Source organism: Aureimonas ureilytica (assembly GCF_001475935.1).
In the GTDB taxonomy this organism is placed as follows: Bacteria; Pseudomonadota; Alphaproteobacteria; order Rhizobiales; family Rhizobiaceae; genus Aureimonas; species Aureimonas ureilytica_A.
In genome coordinates, this window is record NZ_LDQA01000045.1 from 109,534 (window position 1) to 133,266 (window position 23,733).

14 protein-coding genes are annotated in these 23,733 nt (G+C 67.1%); 2 read left to right on the plus strand and 12 right to left on the minus strand.

The features are described from left to right. Positions 1-4: 4 nt before the first annotated feature. Entirely contained in the window at positions 5-1,024 is a 1,020-nt protein-coding gene (lpxK, locus tag NS365_RS17260) for a tetraacyldisaccharide 4'-kinase (protein ID WP_430515431.1), read from the plus strand. 40 nt (positions 1,025-1,064) lie between these two features. On the opposite strand, the gene NS365_RS17265 is transcribed toward lpxK, so the two are convergent. The 12 genes from NS365_RS17265 to NS365_RS17320 form a co-directional block, all read right to left on the minus strand. Next, positions 1,065-1,286, minus strand: a complete 222-nt coding sequence (locus NS365_RS17265; protein ID WP_058601538.1) for a DUF2093 domain-containing protein — start codon at positions 1,284-1,286, stop codon at positions 1,065-1,067. 75 nt (positions 1,287-1,361) lie between these two features. Then, entirely contained in the window at positions 1,362-3,314 is a 1,953-nt protein-coding gene (gene mutL, locus NS365_RS17270) for a DNA mismatch repair endonuclease MutL (protein WP_058601539.1), read from the minus strand. Between the two features lie 126 nt (positions 3,315-3,440). After that, positions 3,441-5,462 carry a glycogen debranching protein GlgX gene (gene glgX / locus NS365_RS17275; protein ID WP_058601540.1) on the minus strand — a complete coding sequence of 674 codons (2,022 nt, stop codon included), beginning with the start codon at positions 5,460-5,462 and terminating at the stop codon, positions 3,441-3,443. A gap of 30 nt (positions 5,463-5,492) precedes the next feature. Beyond that, positions 5,493-6,056 carry a DUF2585 domain-containing protein gene (locus NS365_RS17280; protein WP_058601560.1) on the minus strand — a complete coding sequence of 188 codons (564 nt, stop codon included), beginning with the start codon at positions 6,054-6,056 and terminating at the stop codon, positions 5,493-5,495. Between the two features lie 32 nt (positions 6,057-6,088). Then, positions 6,089-7,717: an alpha-D-glucose phosphate-specific phosphoglucomutase gene (locus NS365_RS17285; RefSeq protein ID WP_058601541.1), complete on the minus strand. Its 1,629-nt coding sequence runs from the start codon at positions 7,715-7,717 to the stop codon at positions 6,089-6,091. Continuing rightward, entirely contained in the window at positions 7,714-9,162 is a 1,449-nt protein-coding gene (glgA, locus tag NS365_RS17290) for a glycogen synthase GlgA (protein ID WP_058601542.1), read from the minus strand. Before glgA ends, NS365_RS17285 begins: the two co-directional genes overlap by 4 nt. Then, entirely contained in the window at positions 9,159-10,427 is a 1,269-nt protein-coding gene (gene glgC / locus NS365_RS17295) for a glucose-1-phosphate adenylyltransferase (RefSeq protein ID WP_058601543.1), read from the minus strand. Before glgC ends, glgA begins: the two co-directional genes overlap by 4 nt. Positions 10,428-10,613: 186 nt before the next feature. Further along, positions 10,614-13,097 (minus strand): glycogen/starch/alpha-glucan phosphorylase, encoded by a 2,484-nt coding sequence (locus tag NS365_RS17300; RefSeq protein ID WP_058601544.1) that lies wholly within the window; start codon positions 13,095-13,097, stop codon positions 10,614-10,616. Positions 13,098-13,101: 4 nt separating this feature from the next. Continuing rightward, entirely contained in the window at positions 13,102-14,751 is a 1,650-nt protein-coding gene (gene pgi, locus NS365_RS17305) for a glucose-6-phosphate isomerase (protein ID WP_082684678.1), read from the minus strand. 284 nt (positions 14,752-15,035) lie between these two features. Beyond that, the gene (locus NS365_RS17310) at positions 15,036-15,263 is read right to left on the minus strand and encodes a hypothetical protein (protein WP_058601545.1); all 228 of its coding nucleotides are present in this window, start codon (positions 15,261-15,263) and stop codon (positions 15,036-15,038) included. Positions 15,264-15,362: 99 nt separating this feature from the next. After that, the gene (locus NS365_RS17315) at positions 15,363-20,777 is read right to left on the minus strand and encodes a translocation/assembly module TamB domain-containing protein (protein WP_058601546.1); all 5,415 of its coding nucleotides are present in this window, start codon (positions 20,775-20,777) and stop codon (positions 15,363-15,365) included. Beyond that, positions 20,777-22,741, minus strand: coding sequence for an autotransporter assembly complex protein TamA (locus NS365_RS17320; protein ID WP_244498485.1), 1,965 nt, complete (start codon positions 22,739-22,741; stop codon positions 20,777-20,779). Before NS365_RS17320 ends, NS365_RS17315 begins: the two co-directional genes overlap by 1 nt. Positions 22,742-23,206: 465 nt before the next feature. On the opposite strand from NS365_RS17320, the gene NS365_RS17325 reads away from it, so the two are divergent. After that, a complete protein-coding gene (locus NS365_RS17325) occupies positions 23,207-23,707 on the plus strand; it encodes a (2Fe-2S)-binding protein (protein WP_058601548.1) in 501 nt (166 codons plus the stop codon). The last annotated feature ends 26 nt before the right edge of the window (positions 23,708-23,733 follow it).

The following is a 23,733-nucleotide window of genomic DNA, read 5'->3' on the forward strand; positions in this document are numbered from 1 at the left end:
GGCGCTGCTGGGCACCGCCCCCCGCTTCTGGTGGCGTGAGCCTGGCCTTGCCTCCCGCGCGCTGGCCGCGCCGGCGCTCGCCTATGGCTGGGTCGCACAGCGCAATCTGGAGCGCGGCGCGCGGGTGCGCGTGCCGCTGCCGGTGCTCTGCGTCGGCAATTGGACGGTCGGGGGCGGGGGCAAGACGCCGACCGCGCAGGCGCTGGGCCGTGCCGCGCTCGCGATGGGCCATCGTCCGGGCTTCTTGTCGCGCGGCCATGGGGGCGCGGCGCGCAGCCCGCTTCTGGTCGATCCCTCGCAGCATTCGGCCGATCTCGTCGGCGACGAGCCTCTGCTTCTGGCCGGAGTCGCGCCGACCGCCATTGCCCCCGACCGCGCCAAGGGGGCCGAGCTTCTGCGCCAAGCCGGCTGCGATCTGATCATCATGGATGACGGGTTTCAGAGCGCGCGGCTGCATGTCGATGTTGCGCTTCTCGTGGCCGATGCGCGCCGGGGCCTCGGCAATGGGCGCGTGTTGCCGGCCGGCCCCTTACGCGCGCCGCTGGGGTCGCAGCTGGCCCATGCCGATGCCGCGATTCTGATCGGAGTGGGCGCGCCGGGCGAGGCTTTGGCGCAGCAATTGCGAGATGCCGGCCTGCCGCTCTATCGCGCCACGCTTGGCTCCCCCAATGCCGGCGATTTCGCCGGCCGCCGCGTCCTCGCCTTTGCCGGCATCGCGGACCCGGAAAAGTTCTATGCGTCCTTGAAGGCTGCCGGGGCCGAGATAGTCGCCACCCGCAGCTTTCCCGACCATCATATGTTCAAGCCGGACGACGCGCGCGAGCTGCTGGCCGAGGCCGACAGTCTCGGCCTCGATCTCGTCACCACGGCCAAGGACCGCGCGCGCTTCCAAGGACGGCAGGATGGGCCGATGCGCGGTCTCAGCCGCCTCGCTCGCGTGCTCGATGTCGAGGTTCAGTGGATCGAAGCAGAGACCGCCGAAGCTCTCTTGCGGCAGGCGTTCGCGCGCTTTTCCGCGCGCTGAGCCGTCAGAGCTTGTCAGAGCACCCGCGCTTGGCGAAGTGTCAGCGCTTGCGCGCGGGCGCCAGTTCCAACTCGCGCCGAAGCGAGGCTTCGGCGTCGCGATAGGGCTCCTGCCGCTCCACGTTCCAGTAGCGCAGGAGGTCGAGCGCGATGGGCTCGCCCGTCACGGCGCAGCGCACATAGGCGCCGGGGCGGATCACCTCGAAATCGCCATCGCCATACTGCAGCTTGGCCTCGCCGCCGCTATCCATCCGGTTCATCATCCGTTTTCTCTTGTATTGGGCCGGTCGCCGCGCGCCGGTGTCATGCGTCTCTGTTCGGCTTGACGGGGGAACTTGTCAACGCCGGCCGAACAGGCGCTCGATATCCACGAGCTTCAGTTCGATGAAGGTCGGCCGCCCATGGTTGCACTGGCCCGAGCCAGGGGTCCGTTCCATCTGGCGCAGCAGCGCGTTCATCTCGGCCGGCTGAAGCCGTCGCCCCGAGCGCACCGAGCCATGGCAGGCCATGGTCGCGGCCACATGGTCGATCCGCGCCTTGAGGCCCACTTGCCCGCCTTCGAACAGCTCGTCCGCGAGATCGCGCACCAGCGCCTTGGCGTCCACTTCGCCCAGAATAGCCGGCGTCCCGCGCACCATGATCGCGCCGGGGCCGAAGCGTTCGATCACGAGGCCGAAGCGCGATAGCGTCTCCGCTTCCTCAGCCAGCCGCTCGGCCTCGCTTTCCGAGCAGTCCACGACATCGGGGATGAGAAGCATCTGCGCGGGGATGGCATCGGCATGAAGCGCCTCTTTCAGCGCCTCATAGACCAGCCGCTCATGCGCGGCGTGCTGATCAACGATCACCAGACTGTCGCTCGTCTCGGCGACGATGAAGGCCTTGTCGATCTGCGCTCGCGCCGCGCCGAGCGGAAACTCCGCGCTGGCGGGCGCGGGGGCTTGCTCGCTTTCACGCACCGGGCGGGCTTGCGGCTCGAAGCCGCTCATGCGCGGTGCGGGCTCGCGCGGACCGGGGGGCGTTTCCAGCGGTCGGAAGAAGCTGGTCTCGGCGTCGAACGGCGTCTCTCCCCGCTCGCGAAAGCCACTCGCGCGCCGGCCGAGTACGGCGGAGGCGGCTCGCGCGCCGATACCGGAGGGCATGGCGGGTGCGGGTCGGGTGGTGGAAGGAGCTCGCGGGCTCGCCGCGCCCGGTCTCGCCGCGTGGAGATCCGCCGTGTGAGATTCGCGGGCGGGCGCTTCCGCCATGCCGCCGCCCATGCCGCCGGGGCGAAAGCGCGCCATCAGCCCGTCCGCGCCTTCGGTCGAAGCGCGCAGGCTCATGCCACCGAGCGCCTGCCGGATCGCGCCGACGATGAGGCCGCGCACCAGAGCGGGGTCGCGAAAGCGCACATCGGCCTTGGCGGGATGCACGTTCACATCGACATCGCGCGGGTCCACATCGAAGAAGAGCACGCAGACCGGATAGCGGTCGCGCGGCACGAAATCGACATAGGCCCCGCGAATGGCCGAAAGAATCATCTTGTCGCGCACCGGCCGCCCGTTCACATAGGCATATTGATGCTGCGCATTGCCGCGATGATAGGTCGGCAGGCCCGCCCATCCGGTGAGCCGCACGCCTTCGCGCAGGGCATCCAGCTCCACCGCGTTGTCGATGAACTCCGCACCGACGATCTGCGCGATGCGCGCCTCCGGGCTGCCGGCTGCCAGCACGGTCTCGGTTCGGTCCTCGCCGGCGAGTTCGAAGCGCACGGCGGGAAAGGCGATGGCGATGCGCTTGACCGTCTCGGTGATGGCCGCGCTTTCCGCGCGGTCGCTTTTCAGGAATTTCAGTCGGGCGGGCACGCAGTGGAAGAGATCGCGCACCTCCACCATCGTGCCGGCCGAGAGCGGCGCCGGGCGCGGCCCGTCCTGCACGCCGTTGTCGACGCGAATCTCATGCGCCCCGTCCGTACCGCGCGCGCGGGACCGTAAGGTCAGCCGCGCCACCGAGCCGATCGAGGGCAGGGCTTCACCGCGAAAGCCGAGCGTGTCGATCGCCTCCAACCCACCGGACATTTTGGACGTGCAATGGCGGCGGATGGCAAGCGGCAGTTCGCTCACGGGAATGCCGCAGCCATCGTCGCTGATGCGCAGCAGGCTCTTGCCCCCGCCCGCCGTGACGATCTCGACGCGGCGCGAGCCGGCGTCGAGCGCGTTTTCCAGAAGTTCCTTCACCACGCTTGCCGGCCGCTCGACCACTTCGCCAGCGGCGATCTGGTCGATCAGGTTTTCGGGCAAAAGCTGAATGGGCATGAAGGGGTATCCGACGCGGCGACCCCCTGGATTTAGGGTCTCGCACGGGATGGCGCAAAGGGGGCAGGCCGCCTATCCCCTGCTTCCCCTTGCGGTGTCGTTCGTCGAGGTCGTGGACGCGCCGACTTATCCCTCGCGCAGAATGGCGACGGAGCGTGCGCCAAGCGTCAAAACCTGCCCGATGTCGAAGGGGCGTGGCTCGGCCTCGGGGCGGTCCGATAGAAGCTCCAGCCAGACGCTGCGCCCGGATGCCGGCTCGGGCACGTGGATGTCGAGGGGCTGCCAGCCGCGATTGAAATAAACGAGCGCCGCCTCGCTCCCGCCCGCCAGCCGCAGGCCGAGCAGCGCGCGGTTCCCGTCCGCCCAGTCTTCCGGCCGCATCTCGCCGCCATCGGCGCGCAGCCATACGACGTCCATCTCGCCCTCGACCGTCTCGCCCGTCAGAAAGCGATCGAGCGAAAGGGATGGCAGGGCGCGGCGCAGGCGCTGGAGCCGCGCGGTGAAGGCGATCAACTCGTCGTCGGCCGCCGGCCAGTCGATCCAGAAGGTCTCGTTGTCCTGCGCATAGGCATTGTTGTTGCCCCCTTGCGTGCGGCCCAGCTCGTCACCCGCCACGATCATCGGATTGCCGCGCGCGACGAACAGCGTCGCCAGAAGCGCGCGCACGTCGCGTCGGCGGCGCTCCAAAATGCCGGGATCGCGCGTCAGCCCTTCCGCGCCATTGTTCCAGGAATGATTGTCGCCATGGCCATCGCGATTGCCTTCGCCATTGGCGCCATTGTGCTTGGTCTCGTAGCTGACGAGATCGCGCAGCGTGAACCCGTCATGGGCATCGATGAAATTGACGCCGTCGGACGGCACGCGCGTTTTCGGGTCGAACAGATCGGGCGAGCCCGACAGGCGCGTCGCCAGCGCCGAGACCGTGCCGGCATCGCCGCGCCAGAAGCGCCGGATATCGTCCCGGAACCGATCCTGCCATTCCAGAAAGGGCTTGGGAAAGGCGCCGACCTGATAGCCGCCGGGGCCGATGTCCCAGGGCTCGGCGACGTGCACGCGATCCTTCAGCACCGCATCTGCAGCGATCATCTGAAGTAGCGGCGCGTCGGGGCGGAAGCCCTCCGGCGTGCGGCCGAGGACGGTGCCGAGATCATAGCGAAACCCGTCTATGCCGCCGATTTCGACCCAGTTCTTGAGTGCGTCCAGCGCCATTCTGGCGACCGGCTCGCGCCAAAGCGCGAACGTGTTGCCGGTGCCGGTGTCGTTCACCAGAGCGTCCGGATCATCCGGCGAGGCGGCATAGTAGCTCTTGTTGTCCAGCCCGCGATAGGACAGCGTCGGACCATAGCGGTCGCTTTCGCCCGAATGGTTCAGCACCACGTCCAGGAGAACGCGGATGCCGCGCGCGTGAAGCGCGTCCACCACGCGGCGCACCTCCGGCCAGCCGCCGGGCACGAGGCGCGGATCGGGTGCGCCGTGGGGAATGGGGTTGTAGCCCCAGGCATTGGTGAGGCCGAGTGCCGACAGGTGCCGCTCGTCGATTGCGGCGGCCAGCGGCATGAGTTCCACCGTCTCGACGCCAAGCCGCGTCAGATGGTCGAGCGAGGCGGGCTCGGCCAGCGCCGCCAGCGTGCCACGAAGGCGCTGGGGCAAATCGGGGCGCATCTGCGAAAAGGCGCGCACGGGCAGTTCATAGGTGAAGCCCGGCTTGGCGAAGGGGAGGGGGCGTGCGTCGCGGCTGAGGTCCTCCACCACTGCGCGAGGCACGAGCGGAGCGGTATCGATCCGGCGTTCGGGCGGTGCGGCGAGCCAGGGATGGTAGAGGAAGGGGCGGTCGAGCCGCGTTGCATAGGGGTCGACCAAGAGCTTCGAGGCGTCGAAGCGATGGCCTTCGTGAGGGGCGAACGGCCCATGCGCGCGCAGGCCGTAGAGCGCGCCGGGGGCAAGGTCCGGCACGAAGCCGAAATGCACGCCGCCCTCCGTGCGGCCGGGCAAGGGAAGCCGCTGGCTTTCCTGGATGCCGGCCGGGTCGAACAGGCATAGCTCGATCCGATCCGCATGGGCGGAGAAGACGGCGAAGTGCACGCCGTCCGCCTCGACGCTGGCGCCGAGCCGGATGGGCGCGCCGCGCTCCCTGGTGATGCTGAACAAGCCCGTCGTCTCCCGGTCCCGAAGCGCCGATCAGGCGCCGCCCTGCCACGCCTTCACGGCGTCCAGCGGATAAAGAAGCATGAGGACGTTCAAGGTGAGGTTATCGCGGATCAGCCAGCCGGTGAGAATCTCGAAGCCGAGTGCGATCACGATAGTGAGCCAGATGGGCAAGCGCGCGGCCAGAAGAAAGCCCAGGATCATGAAGCCGATATCGGAGACGGAATTGAGAACGCTGTCGCCGAAGTAATCGAGCGAGATGGTCGTCTCGCGATAATGGCGGATCACCGCATCGGTGTTCTCGACGATCTCCCAGGCGGCTTCGATGAGCGTGGCGAGAACGAGCCTGCGCCCCATCGGCCAGCGCCGCGCCGCGAGCCAGAGCCCGCTATAGAACAGGAAACCGTGGATCAGGTGGGAGGGGGAATACCAGTCGGCGATATGCTGCGAGTTTTCCGAACTCTGCACCGCGCCATGCCAGAGTTTGACATATCCGCATTCGCAGATCGGCACGCGGCCCATCAGAAGAAGGGTCGCGGCCGCGAGCGCCACGACCCCGAAGGTCAGACCCCAATGAAGGGGGCGGATCGCCCGCAGCCGCGAGGCGACGGGCGATCGGTCCAGAGCGCTCACGTGCGAACGTCGGGCTCCGCACGGCCCGTGCGCTTGGTGATCTCGCCGATCGCGTCGGCTGTCCGCACGAGTTCGCCCAAAGCCTCTTCGATCGAGAGATCGTGTTTGGCCGGGTCCGGCTCGAAACGCTCGATATAGACGCGCAGCGTCGCGCCAACCGTGCCTGTGCCCGACAGGCGGAAGACGATGCGCGAGCCGCCGGAGAAGACGATGCGCACGCCCTGGCTGGTCGAGACCGAACCGTCGATCGGGTCCTTGTAGGAAAAGTCGTCGGCTTCCGAAACGACGAGCGTGCCGAAGCGTTGACCTGCCATGGAGGCCAGACGATCGCGCAGGCTTTCCATCAGTCCTTCGGCCGCCGCCTTGTCCACTTCCTCATAGTCGTGGCGCTGGTAGTAGTTGCGGCCGAACTCGGCCCAGTGCGACTTCACGATCTCTGCGACCGACTCCTTGCTCACGGCGAGGATGTTCAGCCAGAGCAGAACGGCCCAGAGCCCGTCCTTCTCGCGCACATGGTCCGAGCCCGTGCCCGCGCTTTCCTCGCCGCAGATCGTCACCTTGCCGGCGTCGAGCAGATTGCCGAAGAACTTCCAGCCGGTCGGCGTCTCGTAAATGCCGATGCCCCGCTTCTGCGCCACGCGGTCGGCCGCGCCGCTGGTGGGCATGGAGCGGGCGATGCCGGCGATGCCGCGCTTATAGCCCGGCGCCAGATGCGCGTTGGCGGCCAGAACCGCGAGCGAGTCCGAGGGCGTCACGACGATGCCGCGCCCGAGGATCATATTGCGGTCGCCGTCGCCATCCGACGCCGCGCCGAAATCAGGGGCGGTGGGGCCAAGCAGAAGATCGACCAGAGGCGCGGCCCAGACGACATTGGGATCGGGATGGCCGCCGCCGAAATCCTCCGAGGGCACGCCGTTCAGAACGGTGCCGTCAGGCGCGCCCAGACGCTTCTCCAGGATTTCCTTGGCATAGGGGCCGGTGACGGCGTGCATCGCGTCGAAGCGCAGCGTCAGGCCGCCGGCAATCGCCTCGCGGATCGCCGCGAAGTCGAACAGCTCTTCCATCAGCGTGGCATAGTCGGCCACGGGATCGACGATCTCGACCTCTGTCTCGCCGAGGCGCGAGGTGCCGATGACCGAGAGGTCCGGCGCGTCCTCGTCCACGATCTTGTATTCGCTGATCTCGCGCGTGCGCTTATAGATCGCGTCGGTCACGCCTTCGGGAGCCGGGCCGCCGTTTGAGATGTTGTACTTGATACCGAAATCGCCGTCCGGCCCGCCGGGATTGTGCGAGGCCGAAAGAATGATGCCGCCCGCCGCCTTGCGCTGGCGGATGAGGTTGGAGGCGGCCGGCGTCGAGAGAAGGCCGTTCTGGCCGACGATGACCTTGGCGACGCCGTTGGCGGCGGCCATGCGGATCGCCTTGCGGATAACCTCGGCGTTGAAGAAGCGGCCGTCGCCGCCGATCACCAGCGACGAGCCGGCCGGGCGCTCCGTGGCGTCGAAGATCGCCTGAAGGAAGTTCTCGGCATAGTTCGGCTGGCTGAAATGCGGCACCTTCTTGCGCAGGCCCGATGTGCCGGGCTTCTGGTCGGAAAAGGGCGTCGTCGCGACGGTGCGGATCATCGGGTGCTTTCCTCGGAAAGGCTCGAGTAGAGGTCGGCGTAACGGCGCGCGCTGGCGGTCCAGGACACGTCGCTCGACATGGCGGAGCGCTGGATGTCGCGCCAGGTCGGCGCGTCGGCATAAAGGCGGGTGAGGCGGGTCAGTCCGTCGAGAAGCGCCTCGCGCGTCACGGGCGCAAAGACGATGCCGGTGGCTGCGCTCGCGGCGAGGGCTGCGAAATTCGCGTCGATCACCGTGTCGGCCAATCCGCCGACGCGGCTGACCACGGGCAGGCAACCATAGCGGAGCGCGTAGAGCTGGGTCAGGCCGCAGGGCTCGAAGCGCGAGGGTACGAGCAGGGCATCGGCGCCCGCCTGCACCCGGTGCGACAGAAGCTCGTCATAGCCGATGCGCACGCCCACGCGCCCGGAATGGCGCGCCGCGCCGGACAGGAACGCGCCCTCCAGAAGCCGGTCGCCCGAGCCGACGACGACAAGCCGGCAGCCGGCCGCCACCACGTCGTCCACGCAGTCGGCCAGGATGTCGAGGCCCTTTTGCCAGGTCAGGCGGCTGACAACGGCCAGAAGCGGCGACTCGTCCTCCTCCAGCGAGAACTCCGCCTCCAGCGCCCGCTTGTTCAGGCTGCGGCGGAACAGATCGTCGCGCGTGAAGCTCGCCGCGATATGCGGATCGGTGGCGGGGTCCCAAACGGATGTGTCGATGCCGTTGACGATGCCAACCAGCCGGTTGGCGCGCCCCCGTAGCAACCCGTCGAGGCCCATGCCCCCGGCGGGTTGAAGGATTTCGCCCGCATAGTTGGGGCTGACTGTCGTGATCCGGTCGGCCGCCCGCAGGCCGCCTTTGAGGAAGCCGACCGAGCCGTAATACTCGACCCCGTCGATGCCCCAGAAAGTCTCCGGTAGGCCGAGTTCGGGAAAGATCGTCTGCGGAAAGGCGCCCTGAAAGGCGAGATTGTGGATGGTGATGATGCTGCGCGGTCGCTCGCCGCCCGCCGCGTCGAGATAGACGGGCGCGAGCGCAGCCTGCCAGTCATGAGCGTGGACGATGTCGGGCCTGTAGCCCGCGATCAGCCCAAGCCCGATCTCGGCCGCGGCCTTGCCGAGCGCGGCGAAGCGCGCCCAGTTGTCGGGATGGTCGTATCCGTTCGGCCCCACATAGGGGCCGCCCGGCCGATCGAAGAGGTGAGGCGCGTCCAGCAGCAACAGATCGAGCCCGGCGTGGTGCACCGACAGGATACGCGCAGGGCCGCCGAACAGATCGGGAAGCGCGGCGACGGGCTCGGCGTCGCCGAGTTCCGCCATCACGCTGGGATAGGCGGGCATCAGCGTGCGCACCGAGACACCGAGCGGCTCGAGCGCGAGGGGCAAAGCGCCTGTCACGTCCGCGAGGCCGCCCGTCTTCACCAGCGGGAAGACTTCCGATGCAACGGAAAGGACCGAAGTCATCTGTAGTTGAGCCGGTCGATCATCGGCTTGGTGACGAGGCACACGCCGCTCGACGTGCGTCGGAAGCGCTGCGCGTCGAGTTCCGGGTCCTCGCCGATCACGAGACCATCCGGGATATGAACGCCGCGATCCACCACGGCGCGGGTGATGCGCGCGCCGCGCCCGATATGGCAGCCCGGCAGGATCACCGCTTCGTCCAGCTTGGAATAGGAGTTCTGACGAACGCCCGTGAACAGGAGCGAGCGATGCAGCGTGCCGCCGGAGATGATGCAGTCGCCCGAAACGAGCGAGGAGATCGCCATGCCCCGACGTCCGTCCTCGTCATGCACGAACTTGGCGGGCGGCGTCACGTCTGCATAGGTCCAGATCGGCCAGTCGCGGTCGTAGATGTCGAGCTGCGGCACCACGTCGGTCAGGTCGATATTGGCCTGCCAATAGGCGTCCACCGTGCCGACGTCGCGCCAGTAAGCGCCGTATTCGGCGGCCGAGCGCACGACGGACGTGTTGAACGAATGCGCCCAGGCCGTGCCGTGCTTGACGATATGGGGAATGATGTCCTTGCCGAAGTCGCGGCTCGACTTCGGATCGGCCGCGTCACGGCGCAACTGGTCGGCGAGGAAGGCCGTGTTGAAGACATAGATGCCCATGGAGGCCAGCGCCGTGTCCGGCCGGCCGGGGATCGACGGCGGATCGGCGGGCTTCTCGATGAAGTCGGTGATCTGGCCCTTCTCGTCCACATGCATGACGCCGAAACCGACCGCTTCCATGCGCGGGACTTCGAGACAGCCGACGGTCACGTCGGCCCCCGTGTCCACATGCTGCTGGAGCATGATCTCGTAGTCCATCTTATAGATGTGGTCGCCCGCCAGAATGATGATGTATTTGGGGGCGTAGGCCTCGATGATGTCGATGTTCTGATACACGGCATCGGCCGTGCCGGCATACCATTGGTCTTCCGATACGCGCTGCGAGGCGGGAAGAACGTCGAAGCTCTCGTTGCGGCCGGGGCGCAGGAAGTTCCAGCCCCGATGCAGGTGGCGGATCAGCGAATGGGCCTTGTATTGCGTCGCGACGCCGATTCGGCGGATGCCCGAATTGACCGCGTTCGACAGGGCGAAGTCGATGATGCGCGACTTGCCGCCGAAATAGACGGCGGGCTTGGCCCGGTCGTCGGTCAGTTCCATCAGACGCGAACCGCGACCACCGGCTAGAACATAAGCCATGGTGTCGCGCGCAATCGGTGCCAGTCGCCGGCTATCGGCCATCCCGTTTCTCCCCCCAGAGATCGCTGCTCGACCGGCTTGGCCCGCGATCCCCCCTAGTGTCTTGATGCGTTTCTATCTCGTCAAGATAGCGTGAGCGGGCAGACCTTCCAGCGAGGGGAAGGCCATGCCCACACGTTTTTTCGCCGCGAACTAGTCGCGGCGAAAGAATTTTGGGCCAAGGGGGAATTACCGGCCCTTGGGGCCGGCGTGCCAAATGTCGTGCGCGTATTCGTCGATCGAGCGGTCGGAGGAGAACCAGCTCATCCGGGCCGTGTTGCGCACTGCAATCGCGTCCCACTTCGCGCGGTCCTTCCAGAGCACGTCGAGCTGGCGCTGCGTGTCCCAATAGGCGCGGAAGTCGGCGGCGATCATCCACCAGTCGCGGTCGCGGATCGAGTTCATGAGATTGGCGTAACGGTTCGGATCGTCCTGGCTGAAGACGCCCGCCGAGATCGAGTCGATCGCCGAGCGCAGCATGGGCTGCTGATCGATGACACCCTGTCCGCGATGGCCCTCGGCGCGCTTGCGCGCGACCTCGTCGGCCTTCAGCCCGAAGATGAAGATGTTCTCTTCGCCCAGGTGCTCCAGCATCTCGACATTGGCGCCGTCGAGCGTGCCGATCGTCAGCGCACCGTTGAGGGCGAACTTCATGTTGCCCGTGCCGGAAGCTTCAAGGCCGGCGGTCGAGATCTGCTCCGACACATCGGCGGCCGGCATGATGATCTCGGCGAGGCTGACATTGTAGTTCGGAATGAACACGACCTTGAGGAGGCCGCGCACCGTCGGGTCGGAGTTGATCACCCGCGCCACGTCGCCGGCGAGATGGATGATCTCCTTCGCCTGGACATAGGAGGGAGCCGCCTTGCCGGCGAAGACCTTGACGCGCGGCGTCCAGTCGAGATGGGGCAGGGAGCGGATCTGCTCATAGAGCGCGACCGTCTCCAGAATGTTCAGGAGCTGACGCTTGTACTCGTGGATGCGCTTGACCTGAATATCGAAGATCGCATTCGGGTCGAGATGGATCGCGAGGCGCTCTTCCACGAGATGAGCGAGGCGCTGCTTGTTCTGCCGCTTGATGGCGACGAACTTCTCACGGAAGCCCGCGTCCTCGGCATGAGGGTCGAGCTTGGCGAGCTGGGTGATGTCGTCCTTGAAGCCGGGGCCGATCGCCTCTTCGATCAGCTGGGTCAGGCCGGGATTGGCCTGGAACAGCCAGCGGCGCGGCGTCACGCCGTTGGTCTTGTTCTCGATGCGCGTCGGGAAGACCTTGTGCAGGTCGTGGAACACGGTTTCCTTCATCAGCTCGGTGTGCAGCGCCGACACGCCGTTGACGGCATGGCTGCCCACGAAGGCGAGCTGGCCCATGCGCACGCGCCGACCGTTGTTCTCGTCGATCAGGGAGATCGCCGAGATGGTGCCGTCGTCGAGCTGCTTGCCAGCGGTCGCCTCGCGCAGAACCTCGGCGTTGATCTGGTAGATGATCTGCATCTGGCGCGGGAGCAGGCGCTCGAACAGATGGATCGGCCAGGTTTCGAGGGCTTCCGGCAGAAGCGTATGGTTGGTGTAGGAGAAGGTGTCGCGCGTGACCTTCCAGGCGGCGTCCCACTCCATCCCGTGCACGTCCACGAGAAGACGCATCAGCTCGGCGACCGAGACCGCCGGATGCGTGTCGTTCAGCTGGATCGCGACCTTGTCGGCCAGATTCGTCAAGTCGTCATGCTGCGCCAGATGGCGGCGGATGATGTCCTGCAGCGAGGCGGAGGAGAAGAAATACTCCTGCCGCAGGCGCAGTTCCTGGCCGGCCTGATGCGAGTCGGCAGGGTAGAGGACGCGGGTGATCGCCTCCGCCTTGTTGGATTCCAGAAGCGCGCCGATATGGTCGCCCGCGTTGAAGGCGTCGAGCAGGATCGGATCGAGCGACTGCGCGCTCCACAGACGCAGCGTGTTGACGTGCTGGCCGCGCCAGCCGACGACCGGCGTATCGTAGGCGACGGCGAGCACGCGCTCGCCCGGGCGCCAGACGGAGCGCAGCTTGCCGTTTTCCTCGATGGCCGAGACCTTGCCGCCGAAGCCGATCTCGTAGGAGCTTTCGCGGCGCTCGAACTCCCAGGGATTGCCGTGCTTCAGCCAGGTTTCGGGCAGCTCGACCTGCGCGCCATCGACCACTTCCTGACGGAAGAAGCCATGGACATAGCGGATGCCGTAGCCAAAGCCCGGAACGCCGGTCGTGGCCATGGATTCCATGAAGCAGGCGGCGAGGCGGCCGAGACCGCCATTGCCGAGCGCCGCATCCGGCTCCAGAAGCTCCACGAGGTTGAGATCGACATCATAGCGGGCCAGCGCCTCGCGCACGGTCTCGGTCAGACCGAGATTGCTGATCGCATCGCGCAGGAGGCGGCCGATCAGAAATTCCATCGAAAGATAGCAGACGCGCTTGTCCTGCCGCTCGTAGGTCTTGATGGTCGATTCGAACCAATTGTCGATGATGCGGTCGCGCACGACGAGGGTCGTGGCTTCCAGCCAGTCGTGAATGCGCGCGGCCTTCACGGTCTTGCCGATCGAGTAGGTGAGCTTCTCCACGATCTCGGTGGCGATCGTGTCCGCGTCGTTGAGGCGGGGCTCGGGTTTCTCCACGGTGGTGGAGCGGGCGAGGCTGCTGGCAGACGTCATCAGTTCAGCTCCGGAGTTCGGCGATCGCGGCCACGAGGCCGGCGGTGGAGGAATCGCGCGATTGAGGGGACTGGGTGCCCTGGATCACGGGAAGGAGGCCGGTGGCCAGTTCCTTGCCGAGTTCCACGCCCCATTGGTCGAAAGCGTTGATCCCGAAAAGCTGCGCCTCGACGAAGACCCGGTGCTCGTAGAGCGCCACGAGGCGGCCGAAGGCGAAAGGCGTCAGCTTGTCGTAGAGAAGGGTGATGGACGGGCGGTCGCCCGAGAATTCGCGATGCGGCGCGATCTGCTCGGCCTCTTCCGGTGAACGGCCGGCTTTCAGCAACTGCTCGCGCGCTTCCTCCAGCGTGCGGCCCTTCATCAGGGCTTCGGACTGCGCGAGGCAATTGGCGAGAAGCAGATCCTGATGGATGCGCAGCTCCGGGGCGCTCTCATGCGGATTGGCGCCGACGATGAATTCGACCGGCACGATGTCCGTGCCCTGATGCAGCAGCTGGAAGAAGGCGTGCTGGCCGTTGGTGCCGGGCTCGCCCCAGACGACGGGGCCGGTCGCGGTCGGCGTCTTCAAGCCGTCAAGACCGACATGCTTGCCGTTGGATTCCATGTCCAACTGCTGGAGATAGGCGGGCAGGCGGGCGAGGCGCTGGTCGTATGGGATGATGGCGCGGGACGGATGGTTCTGCGCCACACGGTGCCACCAACCGGCCAAGCCGAGCAGGATCGGCAGATTCTCGCGCGCCGGGGCCGACTTGAAATGCCGGTCGAGATCGCGCGCGCCGTCGAGAAAGGCGCGGAAATTCTGCGGGCCGATGGCGATCATCAAGGGGAGGCCGATCGCGGACCAGACGGAATACCGACCGCCCACCCAGTCCCAGAAGCCGAAGGTGCGGTCTTCGCCGATGCCGAAGGCCGAGACCTTATCGAGCGCGGTCGAGACGGCGCAGAAATGCGCGCCGACCGCCGCCTCGCCCAACGCCCCCGCGATGAAGCGCCGCGCCGTCTGCGCGTTGGTCATGGTCTCGATCGTGGTGAAGGTCTTGGACGCCACGATGAAGAGCGTCGTCGCGGGATCGACGAGCTTCAGCGTGTCCGCCATATGCGCGCCGTCGATATTGGACACGAAATGCGTGCGCGGCCCATCGTGATAGGGGCTCAGCGCGATCGCCGCCATGACCGGGCCGAGATCGGAGCCGCCAATGCCGATATTGACGATATCGGTGATCCGCGCACCCGTCGCGCCGGCGATCGATCCGTCGCGGATGCCGCTCGCAAAGCGCGACATGGCTTGGAGCACGCTCTCGACGGCCTCGCCCACCGGCTCGCCATCGGCCTTGAACCCGTCTTCGGCATGGGCACGCAGCGCGACATGCAGCACCGAGCGGTTCTCGGTCGTGTTGATGCGCGCGCCATCGAACATGGCATCACGCCGCGCCTCGACGCCGACCGTCCTGGCATAGGCCAGAAGCGCGGAAAGATCGTCCTGTGATAGAGCGCATTTCGACAGGTCGAGCAGAAGATCGTCGTGTCGGAAGGAGAGATGGGCGAAACGATCGGGATCGGCGGCAAAGAGCGCCCGGATGCCGGTTTTCAGGGCTTGCGCGCCCCGCGCCTGAAGCTGGTCGAGAGTGATGTCGGCATTGGGCTGGCTGGTCACGCTGATCGATCCGTCGCTGGGCCGACTTCGCGAACGAGGCCGGCAGGTCTCAAGGTCTGTCGGGAGATAGACCAAACGGATGCGAAGCAAACCGGCCCGCTCCATCCGGGTCAAGTCCCAGGGCATCCATGCGTTAGATGCATGTCTAACATCTGAGTCTTTCGAATTTACATCAAAATCGAGAGTCCCATGCGGCATGGTGGACGAAGCGCAAACGAAAAAAGCCGCCCGGGGGGCGGCTTGTCCGATGCGGTCAGACTTTGGCGTGAAAGCGGAGACCGGGCTTACGTGCCCAGGCCGGCCAAACGCTCGATGGCGCGATCCAACTCGTGATCCATCGTCTGGATGCCGTCGGCACGGTTGTGCGCGGCGACCCGGCGCTTCCATTCTTCGAGGATCGATTTCTTCTGGCCATGGGGCAGGCCGTCGTCATGGATCACGTCCATGGGGGAGGCGTAGCTCTTGCCGCCGTCATGGTCGAATTTGGCGTATTTCAGGGATTCCGTGCTCATGGCCTTCGCTCCTCTTGTGAGCGGGCGGCCGGCTCCATGGGCCGACCGTCCGTGTTTAGCCATAAAATGATCGGCCGCGCTGAATGTTGCAACGCCCGATCAATATTCCTTTTCGTAGAAAATGCCGACTTCGCCGCCGCCATTGGCCGTCACCGCGCCGCGAGCCTTCACGTTGGCTCCGAGATCGAGATCGATCGAAACGCGCCCGGTCGAATCGACGCCGACATAGGTGTTCTCGTTGAGATAGCGGCCGACGCCAACCGCCGCCTGTCCATCGGCCGTGGTGCGGATATCGAGATCGTCGACGCCCAGTTGCGAGCGCAGATTGTCGAGAAGCCCTGTCGAGCCGCCGACGCCGGCCAGCTGCGCCGCCGCGCTGGCGAGCTGCGCGATCTGCACCGGGGACAGGTCCGAGGTGCCCTGACCGAAGATGAGCCGCGCCAAAACCTCGTCCTGCGGCAGGGCAGGGGAGGAGGTGAAGGAGAAGCTCGGGCTCGCGGCCGGCCCGGTGATGGCGACATAGACCGTCGCCTCGCCCGTGTCGGAGGATGCCAGGAGATCCAGCGTCGGCACGAGATTGCCATCGAAGGTCAGCGTGGCGCGCTCGAAGTTGAGCCGCCGCGACAGGAGCTGGAAGCGTCCGCGCCGAAGGTCGAAGCCGCCGTCGATGCCGAGATTGGAGACCGGTCCGGTGATGCGGATCGTCCCGCCGAGTTCCAGATCGAGACCGCGACCGCGCACATAAACGCGGTTGGGCGCGTTGAGCGTGATGTTCAGGCTGATGCCGCCCGAACCCGACGTGCCGCTCGACCCGCTGTTGGGATCGATTTCGCGCAGCTGCTTGAGCACGGCCGGCGGCGTGTTGCGCCGCTCCAGATCGATGCGCGAGATCGAGGTCGGCAGATTGTCCGGCACGAGGATCGCGATTTCGGAGGCGTTGATCGTGCCCGCCAGAACCGCCGCGCCGGTCAGCGGGCCGGTGAGGGTCAGCCCGGCATTGAGGCGGATGGTGACGAGCTCGCCGTCGCTATAGCGCCCGTCCTGCACGCGGATCGCGAGATCGGCCGGGAAGCCGGAGCCGAGCCCGATCGTGCCGGACACCGACACCGTACCGCCGCCGCCGAGCTGGGCGGTCACGCCTTGGAGCGTCGCCGTCTGCCCGTTCAGCGCCACCGTGGCGTTGATGTTGTTGACCGCGAGATTGGCGCCCGTATCCACGAAGCTCGCCCCCGCCGTCGAAACCGTGCCGACCACGTTCGGATTGGCGGCGGTGCCGGTGACCGTGGCGTTGATGCGCGCCGTGCCGTTCACCGAGCGGCCGTTCTCGGCGAGAATCCGGTTGGCAAGCGAGAGCGGCGCGGTGCCGTCGAGGCGCAGGTCGAAGCTCGGCGTACCCGCGACGTTGACCGAGCCATTGGCCGCGAACTGGAGACCGGAGCCCGAGAGCGTGGAATTGAGGGTCACCTGATTGTCGGCGAACCGGCCATTGGCGGCGATGGCGAGCGCGCCGACGCCGGCATCGCGCGTCGGCTGCACCGAGAAGCCAGCCAGCGAGAGATCGTACTGGACATCGGGCGCGGCGATCGTCCCGCCGGCGCGAACGCGCCCGTCCAGCGTGCCCTGAGGGGCGAGATCGGGCGCGGCGGCCGCCGCGATCGAGGCCGGGATGTTGTTCAAGGCGACGTCGAGATCGAGCCGTTCGCCGACCGTGCCGGTCGCGGTCAGCGAACCCGAGCCCAGATCGATCCGAGCGGTGCGCAGCGTGGCGCTGCCATTGGCGAAGGTCCCCGCCGCCACGGCGTCGATCTCCGGCGCGCCGACCTGGCGCGTCTGCGCCACCGAGACATTCTCGGCGCGAAGGTCGAACTCGGCCGAGGGGGCGGAGAGCGAGCCGGTGGCCCGCGCGGTGCCCGACAGCGTGCCGCGAGCGCCAAGGTCCTCGCGCACGGCATTGGCCAGCGCGAGCGGCAGGCGGTCCAGCGTCACCGAGAGGTCAAGCTGGCGGCCCAGTGTGCCGGAGAGGTCGAGCGAACCATCCCCGACATTCACCCGCGCCCGCTCGAAGCGCGCCGTGCCGTCCGCATAAGTGCCGGCGACATCGAGCGCAACCGGGCGAAGGCCGGACTGGCGCAGCGGCGCGGCGGTCAGGTCACGACCCGTCAGCGCGAACTGCGCGTTGGGATTGCTGATCGAGCCGGTTGCCGTCGCGGTGCCGTTGAGCGTGCCCGAAGCGCCGAGGCCGGGGCGCACGCCGTTTGCGAGCGCGGCCGGCAGATCGACGATCTCTACCTGCAGGTTCAGGTCGCGCCCAACGCTGCCCGTGGCTTCCAGCCGACCCGTGCCGACGTCGATCCGGGCCGTGTCCAGCCGCACGGTCGCGGCGCGATAGGTGCCGGAGACATCCAGCGACAGGGGCTGAACGCCCGCGCGCCGCACCTCGGCCGCGCTGATGCCCGAGCCGGCGATGTCGAAGGTCACGGCCGGGTTCTGCAGGGAGCCCGTCGCCTTCGCCGTGCCGTTCAACAAGCCTTCGGCATCCAGCCCCGACACGAAGCCATTGGCGAGCGCAACGGGAATGTCGGTCAGGTTCAGATCAAGCGCCAGCGATTGGCCGACCGTCCCGGTGGCGGCGATCGAGCCTTGACCCAGATCGACGCGGGCCGTTCGCAGCGTCGCTGTTCCGTCGCGATACTGGCCGGCAAGGGCGGCATCGACGCTGTCGAGCTTAGCGGCGCGGGTCTGGCTGGTGCGAACCGCGGCGGCGCTGAGGTCGAAGTCGAGGTCGGGCGCGGAGGCGAGACCTCCGGCGCGAACCGTGCCGGTCAGCGTGCCGGAGGCGTCGAGCCCCTGCACGAAGGGATTGGCGACGGCCAGCGGCAGACGCTCCAGGGCGAGATTCAGGTCCAGGCGATCGGCCAGCGAACCCGACGCCGTGAGCGAACCGGCGCCCACATCGAAGCGCAGCGTGCCGAGCGTGGTGCGAACCGAGCCAAGCGTGACGGTGGCCGGCTCGGCGAGCGACAGGCGCGCGTTCGGAATATCGGCTGTCAGCGTGCGAAGCTGCACCACGGTGCCGGCATCGGTGAAGGCGACATCGCCCGACAGCCGTGTCGGCACGTCGTTGAGCGCGGCGCTGGCATTGATGGCCGTGGCGTTGTTGACCGTTTCGAGCGCCGCGTCGAGGCGCTGGATGCGTTGGCCACCGGCCTCCAGACGCTCCGCGCGCACCGTGCCGGAGGCGAGCGGGGCCTGCAGGAAGTTCTGGACGCGCAGGTCGATCCGCGCGTTGCGCAGCTGGTTCTGGCCAAGCGTCACCCCGCCGGAGGTGAGGTCCACATCCGCCACCGGCGTTCCGCCATTGCCGATGGCAAAGGCGAGATTGCCCTTGAGATCGCCCGAACCGGACTGCCCGGCCAACGCCAGAAGCGTCGAGGCATCCGGGATGTCCAGCGCCAGATTGCCGGAAGGACGGTTGCCACTATCGATCGCCAGCGTGCCGGACACGGAGTTGCGGCCCTGACGCAGGAGGAGATTGCGTAACGAGCGCACGTCGCCCTCGCTGGCGAGATCGGCCGTCAGCGCCAGCGGCGCGCCATTATAGGTGCCGTTGACCGCAATCGTTCCGTTGGGCGCGTCGGCCGCGAAGGTGCCGGCGATGCGCGCGTCCAGCGTTTCCAGCCGGCGGCCGGCGACCTCCAACTCCTGCGCGCTGGCCGTCAGGTTCACCTGCGGCGCGCTGAGCGTGCCTGCGGCGTTCAGCGTGAAATTCGCCTTGCCCTTGAGGGCGGAATTGGCGATCGCGGTTTGATCGAGCCGGCCGGTGATGGCGGCGGCGAGGGTCTCGCCCGTCAGGCTGGCGGAACCGGAAATCTCCAGCGCATCGCCATCCACCACGAGATCGCTGACGCCGAGGCTGCCATCGGCCGCGCGCCGAGCTTGGCCGTTGATCGCCACGCGCTGCCCGACATAGGGCACGGCCTCGGGCGACAGTGCCACCGTTTGGAAGCTCGACTGGATGTTGAGCAGGAAGGTCGAGAAGTTGAGCGCGGCTTGCCCGCTCAGCGTCAGATCGGCCGCGCCTGTCGTCAGCGTGGCGCGGTTGAAGGTGAGACCGTCGCTTGTCAACGCGCCATCGGCGTCGAGCGCGATCGGCCCCTCCAGAACGCGCGAGGCGGTGAGGGCGACCTGCGAGTTGCTTGTGCCGGAGACGGTCGCGTTGCGCGCCTTGGCGTTCAGTGTGACGGGGCCGACGAGATTGTTGAGATCGAAGCCGGGCGAGCGTGCCGTCGCTTCCACTTCGTTGAGGACATAGCCTTCGAAGCCGGCGGTGCGGGCCTTGGCCGCCACGTCCAGTCCGGCCGAGGCGAAAGCGCCCGTCAGCTTGGCGTCGAGCGAGGTGATTTCGAGCGCCGTGCGCGAGCCCTGCGACCCGAAGGCCAGCGGGATCGGGTCGCCCGAGCCGGTGCGCAGCGCGACCGTCAGATCGTTGGTCGAGCCGCTGCGGTCGAGCGCGCCGGCGGCGGTGAGATCGAGCGGGCCCGATTGCAGCCGGCCGCTGTCGATGCGGATCACGCCGTCGCTGCGCAGAAACACATTGGCGTTCAGCGAGAGGTTGTCGCCGACCGAGCCGAGATAGGCCTCGGGCACGAAGGGCTTGGTCAGCGCGGTCAGTTCGGCCGTGACGCGCCGTCCCTCCGCCGAATTCTGCGTCGCCGCGTTCAGCGTCGCGGCACGCTCCGAGCCCAGGTCCAGCGCGCCGCTGGCGCTGAGATTGTCGAAGGGACCGGAGCCTTGGATCGTCAGGTTGACGGGCGGCGCGCCCGGCAGTTTCAGGAGATTGGCGACGAGGCCGCCCGCCGGTTCGCTGGCCGCGACATTCAATTCCAGCCGGTTGGCGTTCGGCTGGAAGCCGAGCTTCAGGTTGATCTCGCCGCCTTGATCCAACCGGCGGATCGCGAGCTGTGCGTCGAGCTGGGTCGGGTCTGCGGCCAGCGTCAGCGCGCCCTCGGCAGACAGGCGCGCTGCGACGCCAGCGACGGCCTGATCCAGAATGAATTCATTGATGGCGATACGCTTCACATCCGCCGTGATGTCGGGCAGCGAAAAACCGCCCGACGACGTGTCCTCGGTCTGCGTCGAGGCGCGGGGCAGGCGGGCCAGCGTGATCGAAGCGGCCGAGAGATTCTGGATCTGGACGTTCTTGCGGATTAGCGCCAAGGGCGACCAGTCGAGCGCGAGGTCGCGCGCCGTGAGCCAGACGCCGTCCCGGTCGGCGACCGTGACGGTCTCAATGCGGACATTGCCGCTCAGCGCGCCGGACAGACCCTCGATCTTGACCTGTCGATCTTCGGTGGAAAGCAGGTTCTCCAGCTGGCCGGCGAGAAACTGCGCGCGGGCCGGCTGGGTGGCGGCGAGCGAGGCGAGAACGCAGGCCAGCAGCATGAGCCCAGCGCGCAGGCGGACCATCGCGCGCAGGCGAAGCACACGGTCGAGAAAAAAGCGCATGATCACCATCAGAAGGCCTGCCCGATGCCGGCATAGATCTGGAAATCGCTATCGCGCCGGCCGGGGTCGAGCGGCACGCCGACATCGACGCGGATCGGGCCGAAGCTCGTCATGTAGCGCGCGCCGACGCCCGCACCGATCTTGAGATTGCTGAAGTCGGGCGCGAAATCGTCGCCCACCGTGCCGACATCCACGAAGGGCACGATCTGGATATTGTCCGTCACCTTGAAGCGCAGCTCGGCTGACGCCTCGAATACCGAGAGCCCACCGATCGGCGTGTCCACGAAGCGCCGATTGGTGCCGGGAAGCGCGAAGCTCGGATAATAGGGGCCGATGGACTGGAACACATAGCCGCGCACCGATCCGCCGCCGCCGGCATAGAAGCGCCGATCGTTCGGCACGTCCTGAAGATCGGCGCCCGCCACGATGCCGTAGCCCACGCGCCCGGCGAGCACGAAGCGGCTTTCGTCGTCGAAGGACAGATAGGCCGAGGCGTCGGCGCGCGCCTTTACGAAGGGCACCGAATTGTTGAACTCATAGGTCGGTTCGGCCATGAGCGAGGCGTAGAAGCCCTTGGTCGGGTTCAGCTTGTTGTCGCGCCCGTCGAACGTATAGGTCACCGGCACGGAGGCGAGGATGAATTCCTCGTCGGTTCGCAGATAGTCGGTGATCGTCTCGTACTCCGCCTTGACCGCGACGCTGAGGCGCTGCTGGTCGTCGATCGAATATTCGACGCCGTTCGACAACGAGATCGAGGAGCGGTCATAGGCGAGCGGTTGCTCGGTCAACGCCGTGAGCGAGCCGATATAGACGGAGTCGGGGCCGAGAACGCCGGGCTTCTTGAAGGTCGCAGACGCCTTGTAGTCGAACCCGTCGAGTTCGCGCCCCGTGGTGCTGATCGCCTCCGCGCCGATGCGCGAGACCGCGCCTTCGAGCCGCAGGCTCTCGGCCCGGCCGAACAGGTTGCGGTCTTCCCAATAGACATTCGCGCCGCCGCCTTCGGTGTTGGAGAAGGTCGCGCCCGCCCCGAAGACATGGCGCTTGCGCTCGGCCACCGTCACCTGAACGGGCAGCGTGCCGTCCGCAACCTGCGCGTCGCCGGCCTTCACCGAGGCCGTGGAGAAGACGCCGAGATCGACCAGCCGCTTGCGCGCCTTCTCCAGCGTCTTGGTGGAGAAGGTCGAGCCCGGCTCGATGCCGGCCATGAAGGCCACGAAGCCCGGCTCCATGCGGTCCGTGCCGGTGACATAGGTCTGGCCGAAGGGAACCGGCGGGCCGGGCGAGACGGTCAGGTCGATATCGATGCGATCGGTGGCGCTGTCGGCGACGATATTGCGGTTGGTCACCGCGACGAAGGGCCGGCCCTCGTTACGCAAATCTTCCAGAAGCCGCGCTTCGGACGCCAGAATGCGGGTCGAATCGGCCGAGGCTCCGGCCGTCAGATCATAGGGCGCGGGGTCCACCGGCACGCCATTGGCGGTGATGCGCACGGTGCCGAGCGTGAAGAGAGGGCCGGGTTGAACAGTGATCTCGACCGGGACAGGTTTGGACGTGTCGAAACTCGCGTCGGGCGCGAGGGTCGCGATGTCGCGCCCCTCGATGCGGATCGTGACGAGCCCGTCATAGCGCGAGTTCTCGTAGAGCGTCGCGACCAGCCGGCGGCGGTCGTTGCGCGCCTTGGCGAGCAGCCCGAGCGAGCCCGACACGGCTTCCTTTTCGTCGGCGACCAGCGAGGAGGCTTTGGTCAGCACCTTCTGCAGATCATCGGCATCGGGTGTGACCGTCAGCGTCGCGGTGTAGCGCACGGGGTCGGGGAGGTCGCTCGTGTCTTCCTCGTCCCGGCTGCCGAAGAGGTTGAACGGATCGAGAAATTTCGGCAGCGCTTGGGCGGGCTCCAGCCCGGTCAGGCCGAGGCCGAGGGCCAGAGCGGGCAGGCCGAAGGCCGTACCGGCCCAACGCTTCAATCCTGACATCAACGCGGAACGCTCTCTTGGCCGGACGTCTCGGTATCGGGAGCCGAATGGCCGAGAGGGCGCGGAGCGCCGTCGCAGTCATGATCGCCGCGCAGGCCCTGGCTAGGCCTGCGCTCCCCCGAGCTTGCTCTTCAAAATGCCGGTCTCGCCGGAAATAACAACCGCGAGCGGGCGAGCGCGGGAGATTCCCCGAAGCTTTTGTGGGACTTGCGCCACACATTGTTAACGCCTTGAACTCACGCGCCTTAACACCTCGTCCGACAGTGAGGCCGATCGTCGCATGAGGCGGAGAATGCGTCTGGAATGGTTCCAGAAATCGCTTGCCGACCGCGCCGCGCCGTAGCAGTCTCCGCTCAGCCGAGAGGCCGAGAACAGCGCGACGAAACCTCACGAGGAGATCGAACGCGCGCCGGCTGCGCAGAGGCTGCTGCGCTTCGTTTCGGGTGATGGTTTCGGGAGGAACGAATGGCCGAAATTTCTGTCGTGGTGAATGGTCGCAAGGTGAGCGGGCAGGCGGAGGGGCGTGTGCTCCTCGTGCAGTTCCTGCGCGAGACGGTCGGGCTCACGGGCACCCATGTCGGCTGCGACACGTCGCAATGCGGCGCTTGCGTCGTGCATGTGGACGGGCAGGCCGTGAAGTCCTGCACCATGCTGGCCGCGCAAGCCAATGGCAGCACGATCACGACGATCGAGGGCATCGCCAGCGGACAGGACCTGCATCCCGTCCAGGCCGCCTTCCGCGAGCATCACGGGCTCCAGTGCGGTTATTGCACGCCCGGCATGATCATGACCGCCGTGGACATGATCCGTCGTCATGAGGGCGTTCTCGACGAGAAGACGGTGCGCGACGAACTGGACGGCAATATCTGTCGCTGCACCGGCTACCACAATATCGTGAAGGCGATCCTTTCGGCGGCAGAGGCCATGCGCGCGCCCGCTGCCGATCAGCGCGCCGCCGCCGAATAGGCAGCCCGGCCCCGGCCGGGGCCGCC